The organism is Brevibacillus sp. RS1.1 (assembly GCF_013284365.1).
Classification (GTDB): Bacteria; Bacillota; Bacilli; order Brevibacillales; family Brevibacillaceae; genus Brevibacillus; species Brevibacillus brevis_D.
Genome location: NZ_JABSVA010000003.1, coordinates 743,807 through 759,273 on the forward strand (window position 1 = coordinate 743,807; position 15,467 = coordinate 759,273).

Annotated in this window: 12 protein-coding genes; 8 read left to right on the forward strand and 4 right to left on the reverse strand. The window is 49.1% G+C overall.

The features are described 5' to 3' along the window. Window positions 1-37 precede the first annotated feature (37 nt). Window positions 38-1,186 carry an MFS transporter gene (locus HP570_RS14050; protein ID WP_173626093.1) on the reverse strand — a complete coding sequence of 383 codons (1,149 nt, stop codon included), beginning with the start codon at window positions 1,184-1,186 and terminating at the stop codon, window positions 38-40. A gap of 171 nt (window positions 1,187-1,357) precedes the next feature. On the opposite strand from HP570_RS14050, the gene HP570_RS14055 reads away from it, so the two are divergent. Genes HP570_RS14055 through HP570_RS14065 form a run of 3 tightly spaced genes read left to right on the forward strand, consistent with a single transcriptional unit; the run spans window position 1,358 to window position 3,586 of the window. Continuing rightward, window positions 1,358-1,909, forward strand: a complete 552-nt coding sequence (locus HP570_RS14055; RefSeq protein WP_173626094.1) for a helix-turn-helix domain-containing protein — start codon at window positions 1,358-1,360, stop codon at window positions 1,907-1,909. 48 nt (window positions 1,910-1,957) lie between these two features. Further along, on the forward strand, window positions 1,958-3,046 hold the full coding sequence (locus HP570_RS14060; RefSeq protein ID WP_173626095.1) for a M24 family metallopeptidase: 1,089 nt from the start codon (window positions 1,958-1,960) through the stop codon (window positions 3,044-3,046). Then, a complete protein-coding gene (locus HP570_RS14065; RefSeq protein ID WP_012685915.1) occupies window positions 3,047-3,586 on the forward strand; it encodes a GNAT family N-acetyltransferase in 540 nt (179 codons plus the stop codon). A 94-nt stretch (window positions 3,587-3,680) separates the two neighbouring features. Here HP570_RS14065 and HP570_RS14070 read toward each other — a convergent pair whose 3' ends face one another. Beyond that, window positions 3,681-5,279, reverse strand: coding sequence for a peptide chain release factor 3 (locus HP570_RS14070; protein WP_142496290.1), 1,599 nt, complete (start codon window positions 5,277-5,279; stop codon window positions 3,681-3,683). Window positions 5,280-5,465: 186 nt separating this feature from the next. Here HP570_RS14070 and HP570_RS14075 point away from each other — a divergent pair, with 186 nt between their 5' ends. The 5 genes from HP570_RS14075 to HP570_RS14095 all read left to right on the forward strand — a co-directional run bounded on the left by HP570_RS14075 (window position 5,466) and on the right by HP570_RS14095 (window position 9,996). Then, window positions 5,466-6,986, forward strand: a complete 1,521-nt coding sequence (locus tag HP570_RS14075; RefSeq protein ID WP_173626096.1) for a carboxypeptidase M32 — start codon at window positions 5,466-5,468, stop codon at window positions 6,984-6,986. A 177-nt stretch (window positions 6,987-7,163) separates the two neighbouring features. After that, window positions 7,164-7,883: a 3-ketoacyl-ACP reductase gene (locus tag HP570_RS14080; RefSeq protein ID WP_064199809.1), complete on the forward strand. Its 720-nt coding sequence runs from the start codon at window positions 7,164-7,166 to the stop codon at window positions 7,881-7,883. Window positions 7,884-8,091: 208 nt separating this feature from the next. Further along, complete coding sequence (locus HP570_RS14085; RefSeq protein ID WP_016739809.1) at window positions 8,092-8,241, forward strand: hypothetical protein; 150 nt, start codon at window positions 8,092-8,094, stop codon at window positions 8,239-8,241. A gap of 114 nt (window positions 8,242-8,355) precedes the next feature. Beyond that, entirely contained in the window at window positions 8,356-8,934 is a 579-nt protein-coding gene (locus tag HP570_RS14090; RefSeq protein WP_173626097.1) for a mismatch-specific DNA-glycosylase, read from the forward strand. A gap of 72 nt (window positions 8,935-9,006) precedes the next feature. After that, a complete protein-coding gene (locus HP570_RS14095; RefSeq protein ID WP_173626098.1) occupies window positions 9,007-9,996 on the forward strand; it encodes a phosphotransferase in 990 nt (329 codons plus the stop codon). 59 nt (window positions 9,997-10,055) lie between these two features. Here the strand turns inward: HP570_RS14095 and HP570_RS14100 are convergent, their stop codons facing one another. Together HP570_RS14100 and metH are read right to left on the reverse strand one after the other, a co-directional pair. Then, a complete protein-coding gene (locus tag HP570_RS14100) occupies window positions 10,056-11,921 on the reverse strand; it encodes a bifunctional homocysteine S-methyltransferase/methylenetetrahydrofolate reductase (protein WP_012685908.1) in 1,866 nt (621 codons plus the stop codon). A gap of 32 nt (window positions 11,922-11,953) precedes the next feature. Next, window positions 11,954-15,400 carry a methionine synthase gene (gene metH, locus HP570_RS14105; RefSeq protein ID WP_173626099.1) on the reverse strand — a complete coding sequence of 1,149 codons (3,447 nt, stop codon included), beginning with the start codon at window positions 15,398-15,400 and terminating at the stop codon, window positions 11,954-11,956. Window positions 15,401-15,467: the final 67 nt, after the last annotated feature.

The window sequence follows — 15,467 nt, forward strand, 5'->3', positions numbered from 1 at the left end:
AGACCCCCTGCTCTCTAAGCAGAAAGTCCTTATCCTCTTAGCGTGGAACCCCGCTTAACAAGAATCGATGCAGGCCCCCGATCAGGCAGACACCCGCGGTTACAAAAAACGCAATGAAGTAGGAATGGTGCCAATTCCCCAGCAAGCCTGCCAATACTGGGCTCAATACCGCTCCGATCGACAATATCGCTGAGTAAATACTAAACACGCTACCGTATTGCTCTCTCGGTGTATGTACCGTCAAAATGGTCGCGAAAGCTGGGAACAGCATCCCAAAGCACGCACCGAAGAAAAACATCATGACGTGAATCGGAATAGCCAGCCCGATTGCCAGAGCGTACAGAAGAAGGCTGAGTACACCCAATCCAGCAAACGTTCTCGTCTCAACGGGGACCCGATGCAGCCAAAACTGGCACAAAATCGCAAGCGCCCCCAACCCTTTCAAGCTGAACAATATGCCAGTAACGGCGGGGGACATCCCTTGTTTTTGAATGAGCAAAGGCACCTCATAGATGATCGTTCCTTGTGCGTAAATGATCGCAAATCCCCCAAGAAACGCAGGATATAGCATTCGATTTTCCAGGATGGTAGTTAGGCTCTGCTTGCCCTCACCGTTGCTTCGTGGCGTTGACGACGTGCTTCCCTCTATTCTTTCGGGTAGCATCATCCAAGCGAAAACGCCAGCAATCATCATCATGTAGCCGAGAATCACAAATGATTGGCCATAGCCAAACTGCACCGCCAAAAAGCTACCGACTGCCGGGGATACGATACCTGCCGCGGTAAGGACCAATCCCTTTTTCCCCATGATCTCGCCCTGCTCAAGTGCCGTCTTCCCTGTTTCTCCGAGCAAAGCAGAACAAGCAGGAGATACAAACGCCATCAAAAACCCGAGCATCAGCCGAAAGGTAAAGAAGCCCGCAGTATTTTGCACGATGCCTTGACCAATCAGCATCACGCCAGCCAAAATCAATCCACCTGCGATAAACCATTTTTTCGGATAGCGATCAAGAAAAGGGCCAGCGAGCAGGTTTCCTGTCAAATTGCTGATCGCATAACCGCCGAGCACAAAGCCGATCATCGCAGCGGATACACCCAATACGTTTAAATACGGCGCAAGAAGAGGCGTCTGCGCGTGCATGTCAAAGGCAACAAGAAACAAAACCACTAACAAGAGAGCCCTCAAAGCATTCCCTTCCTCTCAAACGGCCTGTCTTTGTCCCAGTATATGAAGGGAATGGTACAAGTAGGATACAAAAAGAAGAAGGAAGATTCGGAATAAATGTAGCATTTATTTTTGTATTACCGTAATATTTACTGTAATACCGTAATTACTTTTTGAGCAGGAGGTGACTTTTTGGAGCACGTTTACAAAAAAATACGAGCACTTCGTATCCAGCAGGAGCTTACTTTAAAGGATTTAAGTGAGAAATCAGGGTTCTCCGTCAGCTTTTTATCACAAGTAGAGCGCGGCAACAGCTCGCTCGCGATTACTTCCCTGCAAAAAGTTGCGGAATGCCTGGGTGTCCCCATTACGTACTTCTTTGAAGTAGACAAAGATGTCACGTACCACACGCCCATTGCAAAGCGTAAAACGTTGCAGATTGAAGGGTCACCGGTAAAGTACATTCGAATCGGTGGGAATTTCCCCGACAGGGCACTCGAGCCCCTCCTCAACGTATTACCACCCGGACAGACGAAGCATGTCGCCTTTCAGCATCCCGGTGAAGAGTTTTACTACGTCGTAAAAGGATGTGTCACCATCGTCGTCGACGAAACCGAATACCATCTCGAGCAAGGAGACACGATCCACTTCCCTTCCTCTCTCCTACATACGTGGTACAATCCTTCCACTGTTGAAGAAGCCGAGATCCTGTCCGTTTTGACACCTGTCATTTTTAGAACCTAACGCAACGTGTCTCATCCGCATGTCTACCAATAAAAAAGGGTGATCTGGATGCAAGAAAGACTGGAAAAGCTGCACGCGTATATGGAAAGCAGGAAACTGGACGCATTGCTGATTACGCATCCCAAAAATGTGTACTATTTTACCGGATTTTTGACAGAGCCACATGAACGTTTTATGGGCCTTGTCTTAGTGAGAGGCGAGTCCCCCTTCCTCTTCGTTCCACTGCTGGACGCTGACAAAGCACGGGAGGCTTGTCCCGCCATTATGATTTACACGTATGACGATTCACAGGATGCGCTAACCGTGCTGAAGCATTTGCTGCCAGCTTCCCTCTCTCACATTGGTGTAGAGAAGAACCATTTGACAGCGAAAACATACGAGGCACTCGTATCGATCGTGAACGTTACAGAAGCAGTGGATGTCGGTGACTTGCTATGCAGTATACGCGTTGCCAAGGATGCATCTGAAATCGCTACGATCAAGCGGGCTATTTGGGTCATGGAGGAATCTCTACGCCGTACGCTTCCGCTGATATCCATAGGGATGACGGAACTGGACGTCGTCGCAGAGCTAGAATACCAGATGAAGAAGCTAAAAGCACAAGGCCCTTCCTTTTCAACGATTGTGCTGGCTGGAGAAAAAGCAGCACTGCCCCATGGTGACCCAGGAGAACGTGTGATTCAAGCGGGAGAAGTTTTGTTGATTGACGCAGGCGTGTATGTTGATGGGTATGTATCGGACCTGACTCGTACTTTTGCTGTCGGTCAACTGGGTGCAGAATTGCTGGACATGTACGATACGGTCTTGCAAGCGAATCGGGCCGGGATACAGGCCGTTCGGCCAGGGGCTCCGATCGCAGATGTTGACCTAGCTGCACGAGCTGTCATTGCGGACCGGGGCTATGGAGAATTTTTTATCAATCGTGTCGGGCACGGAATCGGACTGGAGCTCCATGAAGCGCCTTACGTTCACAGCCAAGCAGCAGGAGAGCTCATCCCAGGCATGGTTTTCACGATTGAACCGGGCATTTATAACACGCAGATCGGTGGCATCCGCATTGAAGACAATGTGCTCGTCACGAAGGAAGGCGTAGAAGTATTGACGTCCTTTCCTAAAGAGCTGCAAATTATCGGATAAATGATAAAAGCAAAGGCTGGTGTCGTTTCTTTGAAAGTGCTGGAAACAGATCGTCTCATCCTCCGCTGGCAAACTGCCGAAGACGCTGATTTTGTCTTGAAACTGATGAATGAGCCTTCTTGGATCCGTTTTATTGGCGATCGTGGTCTTCGTACGACGGAAGACGCCCGCAACTTTATTTTGAATGGCGCTGTCGCGATGTATGAAAAGCATGGCTTTGGCCTGTATTTGATAGAGCTGAAGGAAGGAAATGTTCCGATTGGTTTATGTGGGCTGATCAAGAGAGATTCGTTGGAGGATGTCGATATCGGCTTTGCCTTACTACCCGCATACTGGAGCAAAGGCTACGCCTATGAGGCAGCCTCTGCCGTTCTTGCCCACGGAAAAGAAGTTTTCGGCTTAAAGCGTATCGTAGCAATCACCAACCCCGATAATGCATCTTCTGCCAATCTTCTAAAGAAAATCGGTCTGCAAGAAAAAGGGATGATCACCCTTCCAAATGCTACGGAGGCGGTCAGGTTTTTTGAAATCGAGTTCTAACTGCGTCTCCTGAGCCAAACTACTACATTTGCCTCCTCAGGAGGGACAAAAAGGGCCTCACCGTGATCGGGAGGCCCTGTCATTCCATTTTTAATTAAGAATGTACGGATTTCAAACCAAGTGAACTGTCGTGGAACTTGATATTCGAGTACTTATCCATCGCGACACGCAGCTGGTACTCGCTCTCAAACAGCATAACCGGACGGCCATAACGGTCAGAAACGGTTCGGTTCTTCACAGCATCGAGGTCTGCTTTCTCCCCTTCGAGCCAGCGAGCGATTTGATACGGCATACGAGTCAGCATGATGTCTACCCCGTACTCGGCTTTCAAACGGTATTCCAGTACCTCGAACTGCAGCACACCTACGACACCAAGAATCAGCTCTTCCATCGGATGGGTACGGAATAACTGCACTGTCCCTTCCTCGGTCAACTGCATGATCCCTTTTTGGAATTGCTTGTGCTTCATCGCGTCCTTCACCATCACCTTGGAGAAAAACTCCGGCGAGAAGTGCGGCATTTCTTCGTACTCAAACGATTTTCCGACGCAAAGTGTATCGCCGATCTGGAAAATGCCCGGGTCGAAAAGACCGATGACATCTCCCGCGAACGATTCATCGACTATTTCGCGGTCCTGTGCCATAAACTGTACCGGCTGCGCCAATTTGATGTCTTTGCCAAGACGGACGTGCTTGACTGCCATCCCCCGCTCAAACTTGCCGGAGCAAATACGCAAGAAAGCGATCCGATCTCGGTGAGCTGGGTTCATATTGGCTTGGATTTTAAAGATGAAGCCGGAAAACGCATTCGTATACGGATCAATCAAGCCTTCTGTACTCTTCTTCGCAGAAGGTGCTGGCGCCATTTGCAGGAAGTTATCCAGGAATGTTTGTACACCGAAGTTATTGATGGCACTTCCGAAGAAAACAGGCGTCAGTTGCCCTTTGTTGATCAGTTCCGGATCGTATTCATCTCCCGCAACATCCAGCAGCGAGATTTCGTCCTGCAATTGCTGCCACAGTTCTTGACCGACACGATCACCGATCAATGGATCTTCTGCTCCCTCTACAGGGAAAAAGGAAATCTCTTCGTGCTGTGTATTGTTTTGGTACAGCTCGACACGGGACTTCATACGGTCAAATACGCCGCTGAAATAGCTTCCCATCCCAATCGGCCAGTTCATCGGATAAGAACGAATACCCAATACGCGCTCAATTTCTTCCAAGAGCTCGAATGGATCTTTACCGTGGCGGTCCAGCTTGTTCACGAACGTAAAGATCGGAATACCACGCATGCGACAGACCTTGAACAGCTTGATCGTCTGCGCCTCTACCCCTTTTGCTACGTCGATAATCATCACAGCAGCGTCAGCAGCCGTCAGCGTGCGGTACGTATCTTCACTGAAGTCTTGGTGACCAGGTGTATCCAAAATGTTGATGTGGTGTCCGTTGTATTCGAAATCCATCGCACTAGACGTAACGGAGATTCCACGCTTTTTCTCGATCTCCATCCAGTCGGAGGTGGCATGCTTGGAATTTTTGCGCCCCTTGACCACCCCTGCTTCACGGATGGCTCCGCCGTAGTAGAGCAGCTTTTCCGTCATTGTCGTTTTACCCGCATCCGGGTGGGAGATGATGGCGAAGGTACGGCGTTTTGCTATCTCATTTTCCCATTGGGGATTGGATTGACTCATCTTCATTCTCCTGTCATCGCAAATAAGTAACACATTCGTTTCCTCTACGATTATACCGACAAATGCTTGCCGCATCCACCTAGTAATTTTTCGTTAAACCGATATAATATTCAGTAGTAAAAATTTTTTGACTGCATGACTTACCTATCCATTACCAGAACATGAAAAATTTATGGGAGGAACCCTATGTCAACGACTGTAGAAACACGTGCGGCAGAATTCCGTGACTATGTGAAGAAAATAACCAGCTACACGCAAGCACTGAACGTTCTTTATTGGGACAAGGCTACACAAGCGCCTCGCAATGGAATGGATGCCCGCTCCGAAATCATCGGGACTTTGGCTGGCGAGCAATTCAAGCTGGCGACGTCTAAAGAAATGGAAGCGCTTTTGGCAGAGCTGAGTGAGCCATCTGTCCTCGAAACATTGGATGAAATTACCCGTCACAGTGTGCTGGAATGCAAAAAGGAATTTGACCGTAACAAGAAAATTCCTGCTGACAGACATCAGGAGTACGTTGTACTGACCGCCAAGGCAGAAACGGTATGGGAAGAAGCTCGTGCCAACAACGACTTTTCCATGTTCCAGCCATACCTGGAGAAAATCGTGAACTTCCAGCTCGAGTTCATTGAATATTGGGGGAATGACGGCAAAAACAAGTACAACACCCTCTTGGACATGTACGAGCCTGGCATGACTGTCGATCAGCTCGATCCAATCTTCGCCACCTTGCGTGAGAAAACCGTCAAGCTGGTAAAAGCGATCGCAGACTCTCCGAACAAGCCAGACACCTCCTTCTTGACGAAAAACTTCCCAGTGGCAGACCAGGAAGCATTCAGCCGTTATATCCTCGAGAAAATCGGATACGACTTCAAGTCTGGCCGCATGGATCGCAGTGCGCATCCGTTCTGCACCACCTTCAACCCTGGAGATGTCCGCATTACAACACGCTACGCTGAAAATGACTTCAATTCTGCGCTCTTTAGTTGTATTCACGAGGCTGGCCACGCGATGTACGAGCAGAACATCAATCCAGACCTGCTGTTCACGCCTCTGTGCGATGGTACCTCCATGGGGATTCACGAGTCTCAATCCCGTTACTGGGAAAACATGGTCGGACGCAGTCTGCCATTCTGGAATCATTTTTTCGCGGACCTGCAAAAAGCGTTCCCTACCCAGTTCGAAGGCGTATCTGTAGAAGACCTGCATCGTGCGGTTAACGCTGTTACTCCTTCCTTTATCCGGACAGAGGCAGATGAGTTGACGTACAACCTGCATGTCATGATCCGCTACGAAATCGAGAAGGGCTTGATCAACCAAACCATTCAAGTGGCTGATCTGCCAAAAATCTGGAACGAAAAAATGAAAGAATACTTGGGTGTTGAGCCACCGACAGATGCATTGGGTGTGCTTCAGGATGTTCACTGGTCAGGTGGAATGATCGGTTACTTCCCGACTTACTCGCTGGGTAATGTGTATGCGGCACAATTCGTCCACGTTATGGAAAATGAGATTAACGGTTACGAAGACCTGATCGCAAAAGGCGATTTCGCGCCGATCCGTGAGTGGCTCAAGGAAAAAATCCATCAGTACGGTAAAATGAAGAGCCCTCGTGAACTCGTTCAAGCGATTACAGGCGAAGGTACAAATGCGACTTACTTGATGAATTATCTCGAGAAAAAATACACAGACGTATACAAGCTGTAAGCAGTTCCACCCTTACTATCCGATGTTCTCCCTACTCAGGGAGGACATTTTCATTTATATAGTTACCTTTCGTAACCTACGTACATAAAAGTGCATCCTTCCCTCCGGGGATAAATGCTAGTACACTGCACAATATACATGAGATTCCTATTGTCTTGAAAAAGGAGTGTTTTTCGTTTGGCTATCGAACTAAAAGGAAAAACCGCATTCATTACGGGTGCAGGTAAAGGTATTGGCCGCGCAATTGCGATCGCCCTGGCAAAGGAAGGCGTGCATCTCGGTCTCTTGGCTCGCTCTGAAGAAAATCTAAAGCAGGTCGCCAAGGAAGTAGAAGCATATGGCGTCAAGGTAGCAATTGCGACCGCAGACGTATCCAATTACGATGCTGTCACAACAGCTGTTGCTTCTATCAAAAATGAACTGGGTCAGATTGATATTCTGATCAATAATGCGGGCGTTGCCAAATTCGGCAAGTTCATGGACCTGGAAACAAGCGAATGGGAGCAAATCATCCAAGTTAACCTGATGGGTGTTTATTACGTGACTCGCGCGGTGCTTCCAGGCATGATGGAGCAAAACGCCGGTGACATTATCAACATTTCTTCCACGGCAGGACAAAAAGGTGCTCCTCTTACCAGTGCATACAGCGCATCCAAGTTCGGCGTTCTTGGTCTGACAGAGTCTTTGGCTCTTGAAGTACGCAAACACAACATCCGAGTCACGGCGCTGACGCCGAGCACGGTAGCTACCGATTTGGCTTTGGACTTGGGTCTGACAGACGGAAATCCTGAGAAGACGATGCAGCCTGAGGATATTGCTGAGTTCGTGGTTAGCCAGCTGAAGCTGAACAAACGTATTTTTGTGAAATCTGCTGGACTTTGGTCCACCAATCCATAGAAATGACATGGCAAAAAAGCGAAAAGAGTCCGCTCGTACAGGCGGATTTCTTTTCGCTTTTTTGCGAAGTCCTGTGAAATCGCTTCATTTTTGTTCACTTTCTATCCACCATTTCTTCACGCCTTATTCACACCTGCCCAACCAAAACTGCCCTCAACTGGAGTATGATGAACATGTAAAACATTTCCACAAAGTGGAGGGTATCCTTATGATACAAATGCTGTCGAATTGGTTGTGGGGGAATGAAGAACAAGAAGTCGTTCCATTCGAGACGAAAAGATACGTCCGGAATGAAATGGAGCAATTCACGTTCAATGAGCCACAGCAAGTGCTGCCGTATCCGCTTCCCCAGTTATAAGATCCAATCCTTGAGCCTATATAGCTTGAAGCTGCCGAGTCCGGCAGCTTTTTTTGCTTCTTTCTGAAAGCGCTCACTGATGTGCTACAATGTGGTAAACAGGAGGGGTTCGCTTTGGTCGAGTTCACAGAAAAATGGTTGCCCACGTACATTCGCCGTGATTTGGCGGTTTTATTTTGCGGTATCAATCCAGGACGTATATCGGCTACAACGGGTTTCCACTACGCCAATCCAGCCAACCTGTTTTGGCGCGGATTGTACGAAGGCGGCCTGACACCTCACAAGCTCTTGCCAGAGGAAACGGCTACCCTCTTAGACTACAACTATGGCATTACCGATCTGGTCTCACGTCCTACCCGCTCCGCAACAGACCTACGCAACGAGGATTACGCCGCAGGTACAGAGCTGTTCGTCCAAATGATCCAGACTTACCGGCCTCGTGTCATTTGTTTTAACGGTATTACTGCTTTTCGTCACGCGACTGACCAAAAGAAAGAGGCAATTTCACTTGGACTGCAACCAATCAGGTACTTTGGAACAGAAGATTGGTCTGGCAGCTATGTGTTTGTCGTCCCGTCTACCAGTGGGGCTAACGCATCTTTTACACGTGAGGAACGCATCGCCAAGTTTACAGAGCTGAGTCATTTTTTACGCGAGATGAATTGGCACCCTCTACCTTCCCCTACTAAGTAAAGCCTTTCGTGTCAACCACATCTCTTCTTCCGTACAATACTTGTAGCTCTGTACGCAAGGAGGGCATCAGCAGTGGACGACCTCATCAAAAAAATCCAGAACAAATACGACATGACTGTTTTGCAACACAAAACCATTCGAGATACACCCAAGTCACTCGTCATTTACTTGGAAACAACCAATGGCAAATTCATCGGAAAAGCTTTCCCAATCGAAAAGGAACGTTTACATTTCATCCTGAATGCAGAAGCGCATTTGCGTAAAAATGGGGTACACATCCCCGACATTCAACGCACCAAAAATAATAAGCGCTACATCACGCATAAAGAAAATCTTTTCGTTCTCCACCAAAGGCTCTCCTGGCCAAATATTGCGTATACTTCCCCTCTTCGAATGGAACGCATCGGCACGGTATTAGGCAAAATTCATGCGAGATCGCTCGGTTTTTCCTCCAAGTACGGCAAACTTTACAATGGAGCAGAGAAATGGTCCGCAGAGTACAAAACAGATTTAGCTGTCCTTGAGAAGTGGGAGCTTCAACACACCGGGAAAAATGATCGAAAATACGCTACTATCGCGGAATACCTCCCTTTTTTTAAACAAGCAGGGGTGACAGCCAAGGAACATTTACTATCCTCTCCATACTTCTCGACATGGAAAAGGGAGCCATTGACCAAGCACTTCCTCTGTCATGGAGATTTTAACAATGGGAATTTGCTCGTCAGTAATCAAAGAATTGCGATCATTGACTGGGAGGACGTTCGCTACGATTTTCCGTCCAAAGACATTGCGCGTGTTCTCTCCCTTGCTATGCGAAAAAATGACCAGTGGAACGAGGAATTGTTCTCTCATTTATTGCGTGGCTATCTCCGAGAAAATCCCCTCTCGATTAGGCAACTGCATTTACTCTTTGTCGATCTCGCTTTCCCGCATATCGTTGAACGTTTTTTACGAAAAAAGCAGTATGACCAGATGCACCTTGCTGAGATTCAACAGTTTTGCAATCGAGAAGCTCTCAAAACAGCGTTTATGCTAGACGAAATGAAGGCCCATGTGTATTAGACGCAAGGCTATAGCCTGTCTATACACATAGGCCTTCCCTATTTAACTGGCGCAAACCGTTACGTTTGAGCCATCCTCACCAAAGAGCTTTGTTGGCGGGTATATTGAATGAGCTCTGCCGCCATCTCGTAATAATTAAAAGGTGTAATCAAATAGATGCCATTGAAGTAACGAACGGCCGTATCGACCAATTCCTTCGCGATTGCGATTCCTTCCTGTCTGGCGGCTTCTCCCTGTACCTTTTTCATCCGTTCTAGAGCTTCTGTCGATAGCTTGATTCCCGGCACTTCATTATGCAGGAACTCCGCATTGCGCGAGCTGGTCAGCGGCATGATCCCGATAAAGACAGGAATGCCGATGTGCTTCGTCGCCTCGTATACATTCCGAATCGACTCCGCATCGTACACAGGCTGCGTCATAATGTAATCCGCGCCTGCCTCGACCTTCTTTTCCAAGCGGGCAACGGCAGCATCCATATTTCGGACATTCGGATTAAAGGCAGCGCCTACGATAAACTGGGCTTTTTGCTTTAACGGACGTCCTGAGAACGAAACGCCTTCGTTCAACTGCTTCACCATGCGAATCAGATCAAACGAGGTCACATCAAATACCGAGCTGGCCCCTGGCAAGTCACCAAAGCGTGATGGATCGCCAGTAATCACCAATATTTGGTCAATCCCCAAAGCGTTGAGGCCCATTAAGTGCGATTGCTGTCCAATCAGATTGCGATCCCGGCAAGCAAGGTGCAAGAGCGGATCGATTCCATGTCTGCTCTTCATGAGGGCCCCGAGAGCCATGTTGCTCATGCGCACTGTCGCCAACGAGTTATCCGCCAAAGTAATCGCGTCTGCTCCTGCTTTGTGCAGCTCACAGCATCCGTGGAGAAATTGGTCTGCATCCAGATCACGTGGCGGATCAAACTCGACAATGATTGTCGTTGCTGTTTTTACACGCTCGACAATGCTTGGTTTCTCCCTCTCCCTCGTGTTCTGCACAGAAATCGTAGGACGATCTCCAGCAACGATGGTCGGGTTCACACGCGCTTGCGGTTCAAGAGATTCAAGTGCATCCGCAATCGCCTTCACATGTGCAGGTGTGGTTCCGCAGCATCCACCAATCAACCGAACTCCCTGCTCACGCAAGCGAAGCGCACTTTGTCCAAAGTATTCAGGTGATGATTTAAAAGCGTATTCTCCGTCAGTCATCCCCAGACGCCCCGCATTCGGGAATACGGATAAGAGTGCATCTTCTGGAATCACTGTATTTTCAAACGAGCGCAAGAGTTCAGCGGGACCAAGTCGACAGTTTAGTCCGACCACGTCAGCGCCCGCTGCTTTCAGCTCGGAAAAGGCATCTGTCAAAGCGTAACCATCACGTGTGCGCCCTACTTCCAAAGTGGCTAACTGCGCGATTACAGGGACATCTGTGAGCGGGCGGATTACCTCGATCGCCAGAAGCAGCTCCTCCAAGTCCAAGAACGTCTCCAGAATCAGTCCGTCTACCCCCGCATGTAACAGGGCAATGGCCTGTTCCTCATACTGGTCACGGTATTCATCCAAAACCTTTTTCTTCACCCGTCCTGCCAAAATCGATCCGATGCTTCCAGCCACATAAGCGTCGTCCTGTGCGGCTTCCCGTGCAATGGCGACTGCGAGCCGGTTAATCCTGGCTACCTTATGCTCCAGACCGTAACGGCTCAATGCATCTCGGTTGGCAGAATACGTATTTGTCTCTAGGAAACGCGCACCGGCCTGGTAATAAGACGTATGAACTTCATGCACCAAACGAGGGTTGGACAAACACAGCTCCTCAAAGCTGACGCCAACCGGGACGCCCAGCCCGTGCAGCTGGGTCGCCATTGCACCATCTCCTACTAGGAGATGGTCTTTCAAGTAGGCTCGTAAATCTTTCTTTCTCGTCGTCAACTCAATCCCTTCTCTCCCATTTTCATTTATTTTTAAACTTCAAAAATAGATGGACCTGCGTTGAAATAACGCGCTTCTGGGTGAGCAAATACCATCGCCGATACGGAAGCCTCTGGCTCCATCATGAAGCCCTCTGTCAGCTGAACGCCGATATCCTCTGGACGCAATAGACGGAATAACTGCGCCTGATCTTCCAGGTTCGGGCAAGCAGGGTAACCGAAGGAAACTCGAATGCCTTGGTATCTGGCTCCGAAACGTTCTAACATCGTCATCTCAACCGGGTCCGGTATGCCCCACACGTCGCGCATGACATGGTGAATTCGCTCAGCAAATGCCTCTGCCAGCTCCAATGCCAAGGATTGGAGGACATGAGAGCGCAAGTAGTCACCACGCTCTTTGAGCTCTGTTGATTTTTCGCGAATCCCGCCTCCAGCCGTTACGGTCAGGAATCCGACATAATCCATTTCCTTGCTCTCGACTGGTCGCAAGAAGTCGGACAGGCAGAGATGAGGTTCTTCCAGCTGACGCGGGAACGAAAAGCGCTCCAGCAGCTTGCTGTGGTCTTTTGGATCATAAACCAAAATATCGTTGCCATCTGACTGAGCCGGGAAGAACTGATACACACCGTGTGTCGTAATGGTTCCTTTTTGCTTCGCTTCATTTAATAGCTCTTCCACAATGCCGTACAGTTCCAGTACCTTCTCGTCGCCTTCCTCTATCAATCTATCTACATTTCCGCGTACACCGAGGTGTTTTCCGAGGAGCATCCGCAGGTTCAAATACGGTTGCAGATGGCTCAGCGGGTATTGTCGCAGAACATGTCGTTCACAATCGGGCGGCAGATGGATTGGAACGGTTCTGCTAATGGCTGAACGAGCTGGCAAAGGTGCTTTTTTCTCCTCGACAACAGGCTGAGCCGTTGCGACAGCTTCCAGCAGATGCTGCTGTTCCTCTACCAAGCGATCACGTTCTTCCGGATTTTGCAGACGATTCACGAGGTCCAGACCATCCATGGCGTCTTTTGCGTATAAAACAATTCCACGGTATTCCGGTGCGATCCGATTCGATGTGAACTTGCGCGTTAACGCCGCACCGCCAACCATCATCGGGATATCAATGCCTGCATCACGCAGGTCTTGTGCAGTAATGACCATTTGCTGCGCGGATTTTACCAAGAGTCCAGACAGACCGATGGCATCCGGCTTTTCTTCTCTGCATGCGGCAATTAGTTGCTCTGGCGGTACCTTGATCCCCAAGTTCACGACATTGTAGCCGTTGTTTGACAAAATAATTTCCACGAGGTTTTTTCCGATGTCGTGTACATCGCCCTTGACTGTCGCCAACAAGATTTTCCCCTTGGCAGCGGCATCGCTTTTTTCCATGAACGGCTCTAAAAATGATACAGATGCCTTCATGACTTCCGCGCTCTGCAATACTTCTGCCACGATCAGCTGGTTGCCGTTGAATAGACGACCGACCTCTTCCATCCCAGCCATCAACGGACCGTTGATGATCTCGAGTGGTGTGTATTTTTCCAGAGCTAGCTTCAGGTCTTCCGTCAGACCATCCTTGGAGCCTTCGACTACATAACGGGCCAAGCGTTCTTCGAGTGTTAACGAGGAGACTTCCACACGGACTTCCTTTTTCTTTTGGCGATAAAATTCTGTGAAAGCCGCCAATGTCTCATCATTTGTCTCGAATAGAAGGGCTTCTGCCAGCTTTCTCTCGTTTTCTGGAATCGAAGCGTAGCGCTCCAGCTTCTCCGTGTTGACGATGGCGTAATCAAGCCCTGCGAGAGTGGTGTGGTATAAGAAGACCGCATTCAGCACTTCCCGCCCAGCAGGAGGCAAGCCGAAGGAAACGTTACTGACACCCAGGATCGTCTTGCAAGCAGGCATTGCTTGTTTGATCAAACGAATGCCTTCTACGGTTTCCTTTGCAGAGCCGATGTATTGTTCATCCCCTGTCCCTACTGGAAAGACGAGTGGATCGAAAATAATATCCTGTGGCTTTATTCCGTACTGGTTGACAAGAATGTCGTACGATCGTTGCGCGACCTCCAGCTTCTTTTCGCGAGTGATCGCCATACCCGCCTCCTCAATCGTTCCAACGACAACGGAGGCACCGAACTTGTGAATAAGTGGGACGACTTCCTCGAATCGCTCCAACCCGTCTTCCAAGTTGATCGAGTTGAGAATCGCCTTTCCTTGCGAATAGCGAAGTCCCAGCTCCATGACCTTGGCATCTGTCGAGTCGATCATGAGGGGCGCTTTTACTTTTTTCACGATGAACTGTAGGAATTTTTCCATATCTTCATATTCATCACGGTCGGGGTCAGCCAAGCATATATCGATGACGTGTGCTCCCCGTTTCACTTGGGCCCGGGCAATATCAGATGCTTCTTCATAGTGACCGGCTGCAATCATTTCACGGAATTTTTTGGAACCGATGACATTGGTTCTCTCTCCTACTAGCAAGGGGCGATTGTCATCTTCGACGTAAACGACCTCGATCCCGGAGACCGCGCTCAGCGGTTCTACAGCTGTACTCCGTGGCTTGCAGTCTTTCAAGGTCTCTGCCATCGCTTGAATATGGTCAGGCGTTGTTCCACAGCAGCCGCCAGCGACGTTTATCCAGCCCTGTTCAGCGAATGCTCGCATTTTCGAAGCAAGTCCCTGTGGCGTTTCATGGTAATGACCGTTCTCGTCTGGCAAGCCTGCATTCGGATAACAGCTGACCGCACATTGGGCAATTCCTGATAGTGTCCGCAGATGATCGCGCATGAACTCGGGTCCTGTCGCACAGTTCAGACCGATTGAGACAGGCTTTATATGCTCCAAGGAGATGTAAAACGCCTCGATGTTTTGACCCGCCAGCGTCGTGCCCATCGGCTCAATCGTACCTGACAGCATCACCGGGATCTCCTGTCCAAGCTCTTCAAAAGCTTTGCGAATCCCGATTCCGCCAGCCTTGACGTTCAACGTATCTTGCGAAGTTTCCAAAAGAAGCACATCGGAGCCACCGAGAATCAGACCTTTTGCCTGACGATAATACGCCTCGACCAGCTCTTCGAAAGTGACACCGCCTGTCAACGAAAGGGTTTTGGTCGTAGGTCCCATTGCACCTGCTACAAAACGCGGCCATTCCTCCGTGGAATAGGCATCCACCGCTTCTCTGGCCAAGCGTGCTGCCGCTATATTGATCTCAAGGTCTTTCTCTGCCACATCGTACTCAGCCAAAACAATGGAAGCAGCACCAAACGTATTGGTCTCGACGATGTCTGCACCCGCCTCTAAATATTTCTCGTGAATGGAACGGATCACATCTGGTCTGGTCAGGTTCAGGAGTTCATTACAGCCATCATAGGCTTCACCGCCGAAATCATCAGCGGTCAGGTTCGCCTGTTGAAGCATGGTGCCCATTGCACCGTCCAGAATCAGAATTTTCCGGGAAAGCTGTTCGCGAAAAGTTGGTTTCATTGACGTGCCCCTTTTCTCCCTTGCATCGGCTTATTCTCCATAATTGGGTAAATAAAATAAAAAAATC

Coding starts and splice junctions, on each gene's coding strand:
- HP570_RS14075 (WP_173626096.1), top strand. CDS start 5,466: ATGTCAACGACTGTAGAAACACGTGCGGCAGAATTCCGTGACTATGTG.
- HP570_RS14060 (WP_173626095.1), top strand. CDS start 1,958: ATGCAAGAAAGACTGGAAAAGCTGCACGCGTATATGGAAAGCAGGAAA.
- HP570_RS14070 (WP_142496290.1), bottom strand. CDS start 5,279: ATGAGTCAATCCAATCCCCAATGGGAAAATGAGATAGCAAAACGCCGT.
- HP570_RS14065 (WP_012685915.1), top strand. CDS start 3,047: ATGATAAAAGCAAAGGCTGGTGTCGTTTCTTTGAAAGTGCTGGAAACA.
- HP570_RS14085 (WP_016739809.1), top strand. CDS start 8,092: ATGATACAAATGCTGTCGAATTGGTTGTGGGGGAATGAAGAACAAGAA.
- metH (WP_173626099.1), bottom strand. CDS start 15,400: ATGAAACCAACTTTTCGCGAACAGCTTTCCCGGAAAATTCTGATTCTG.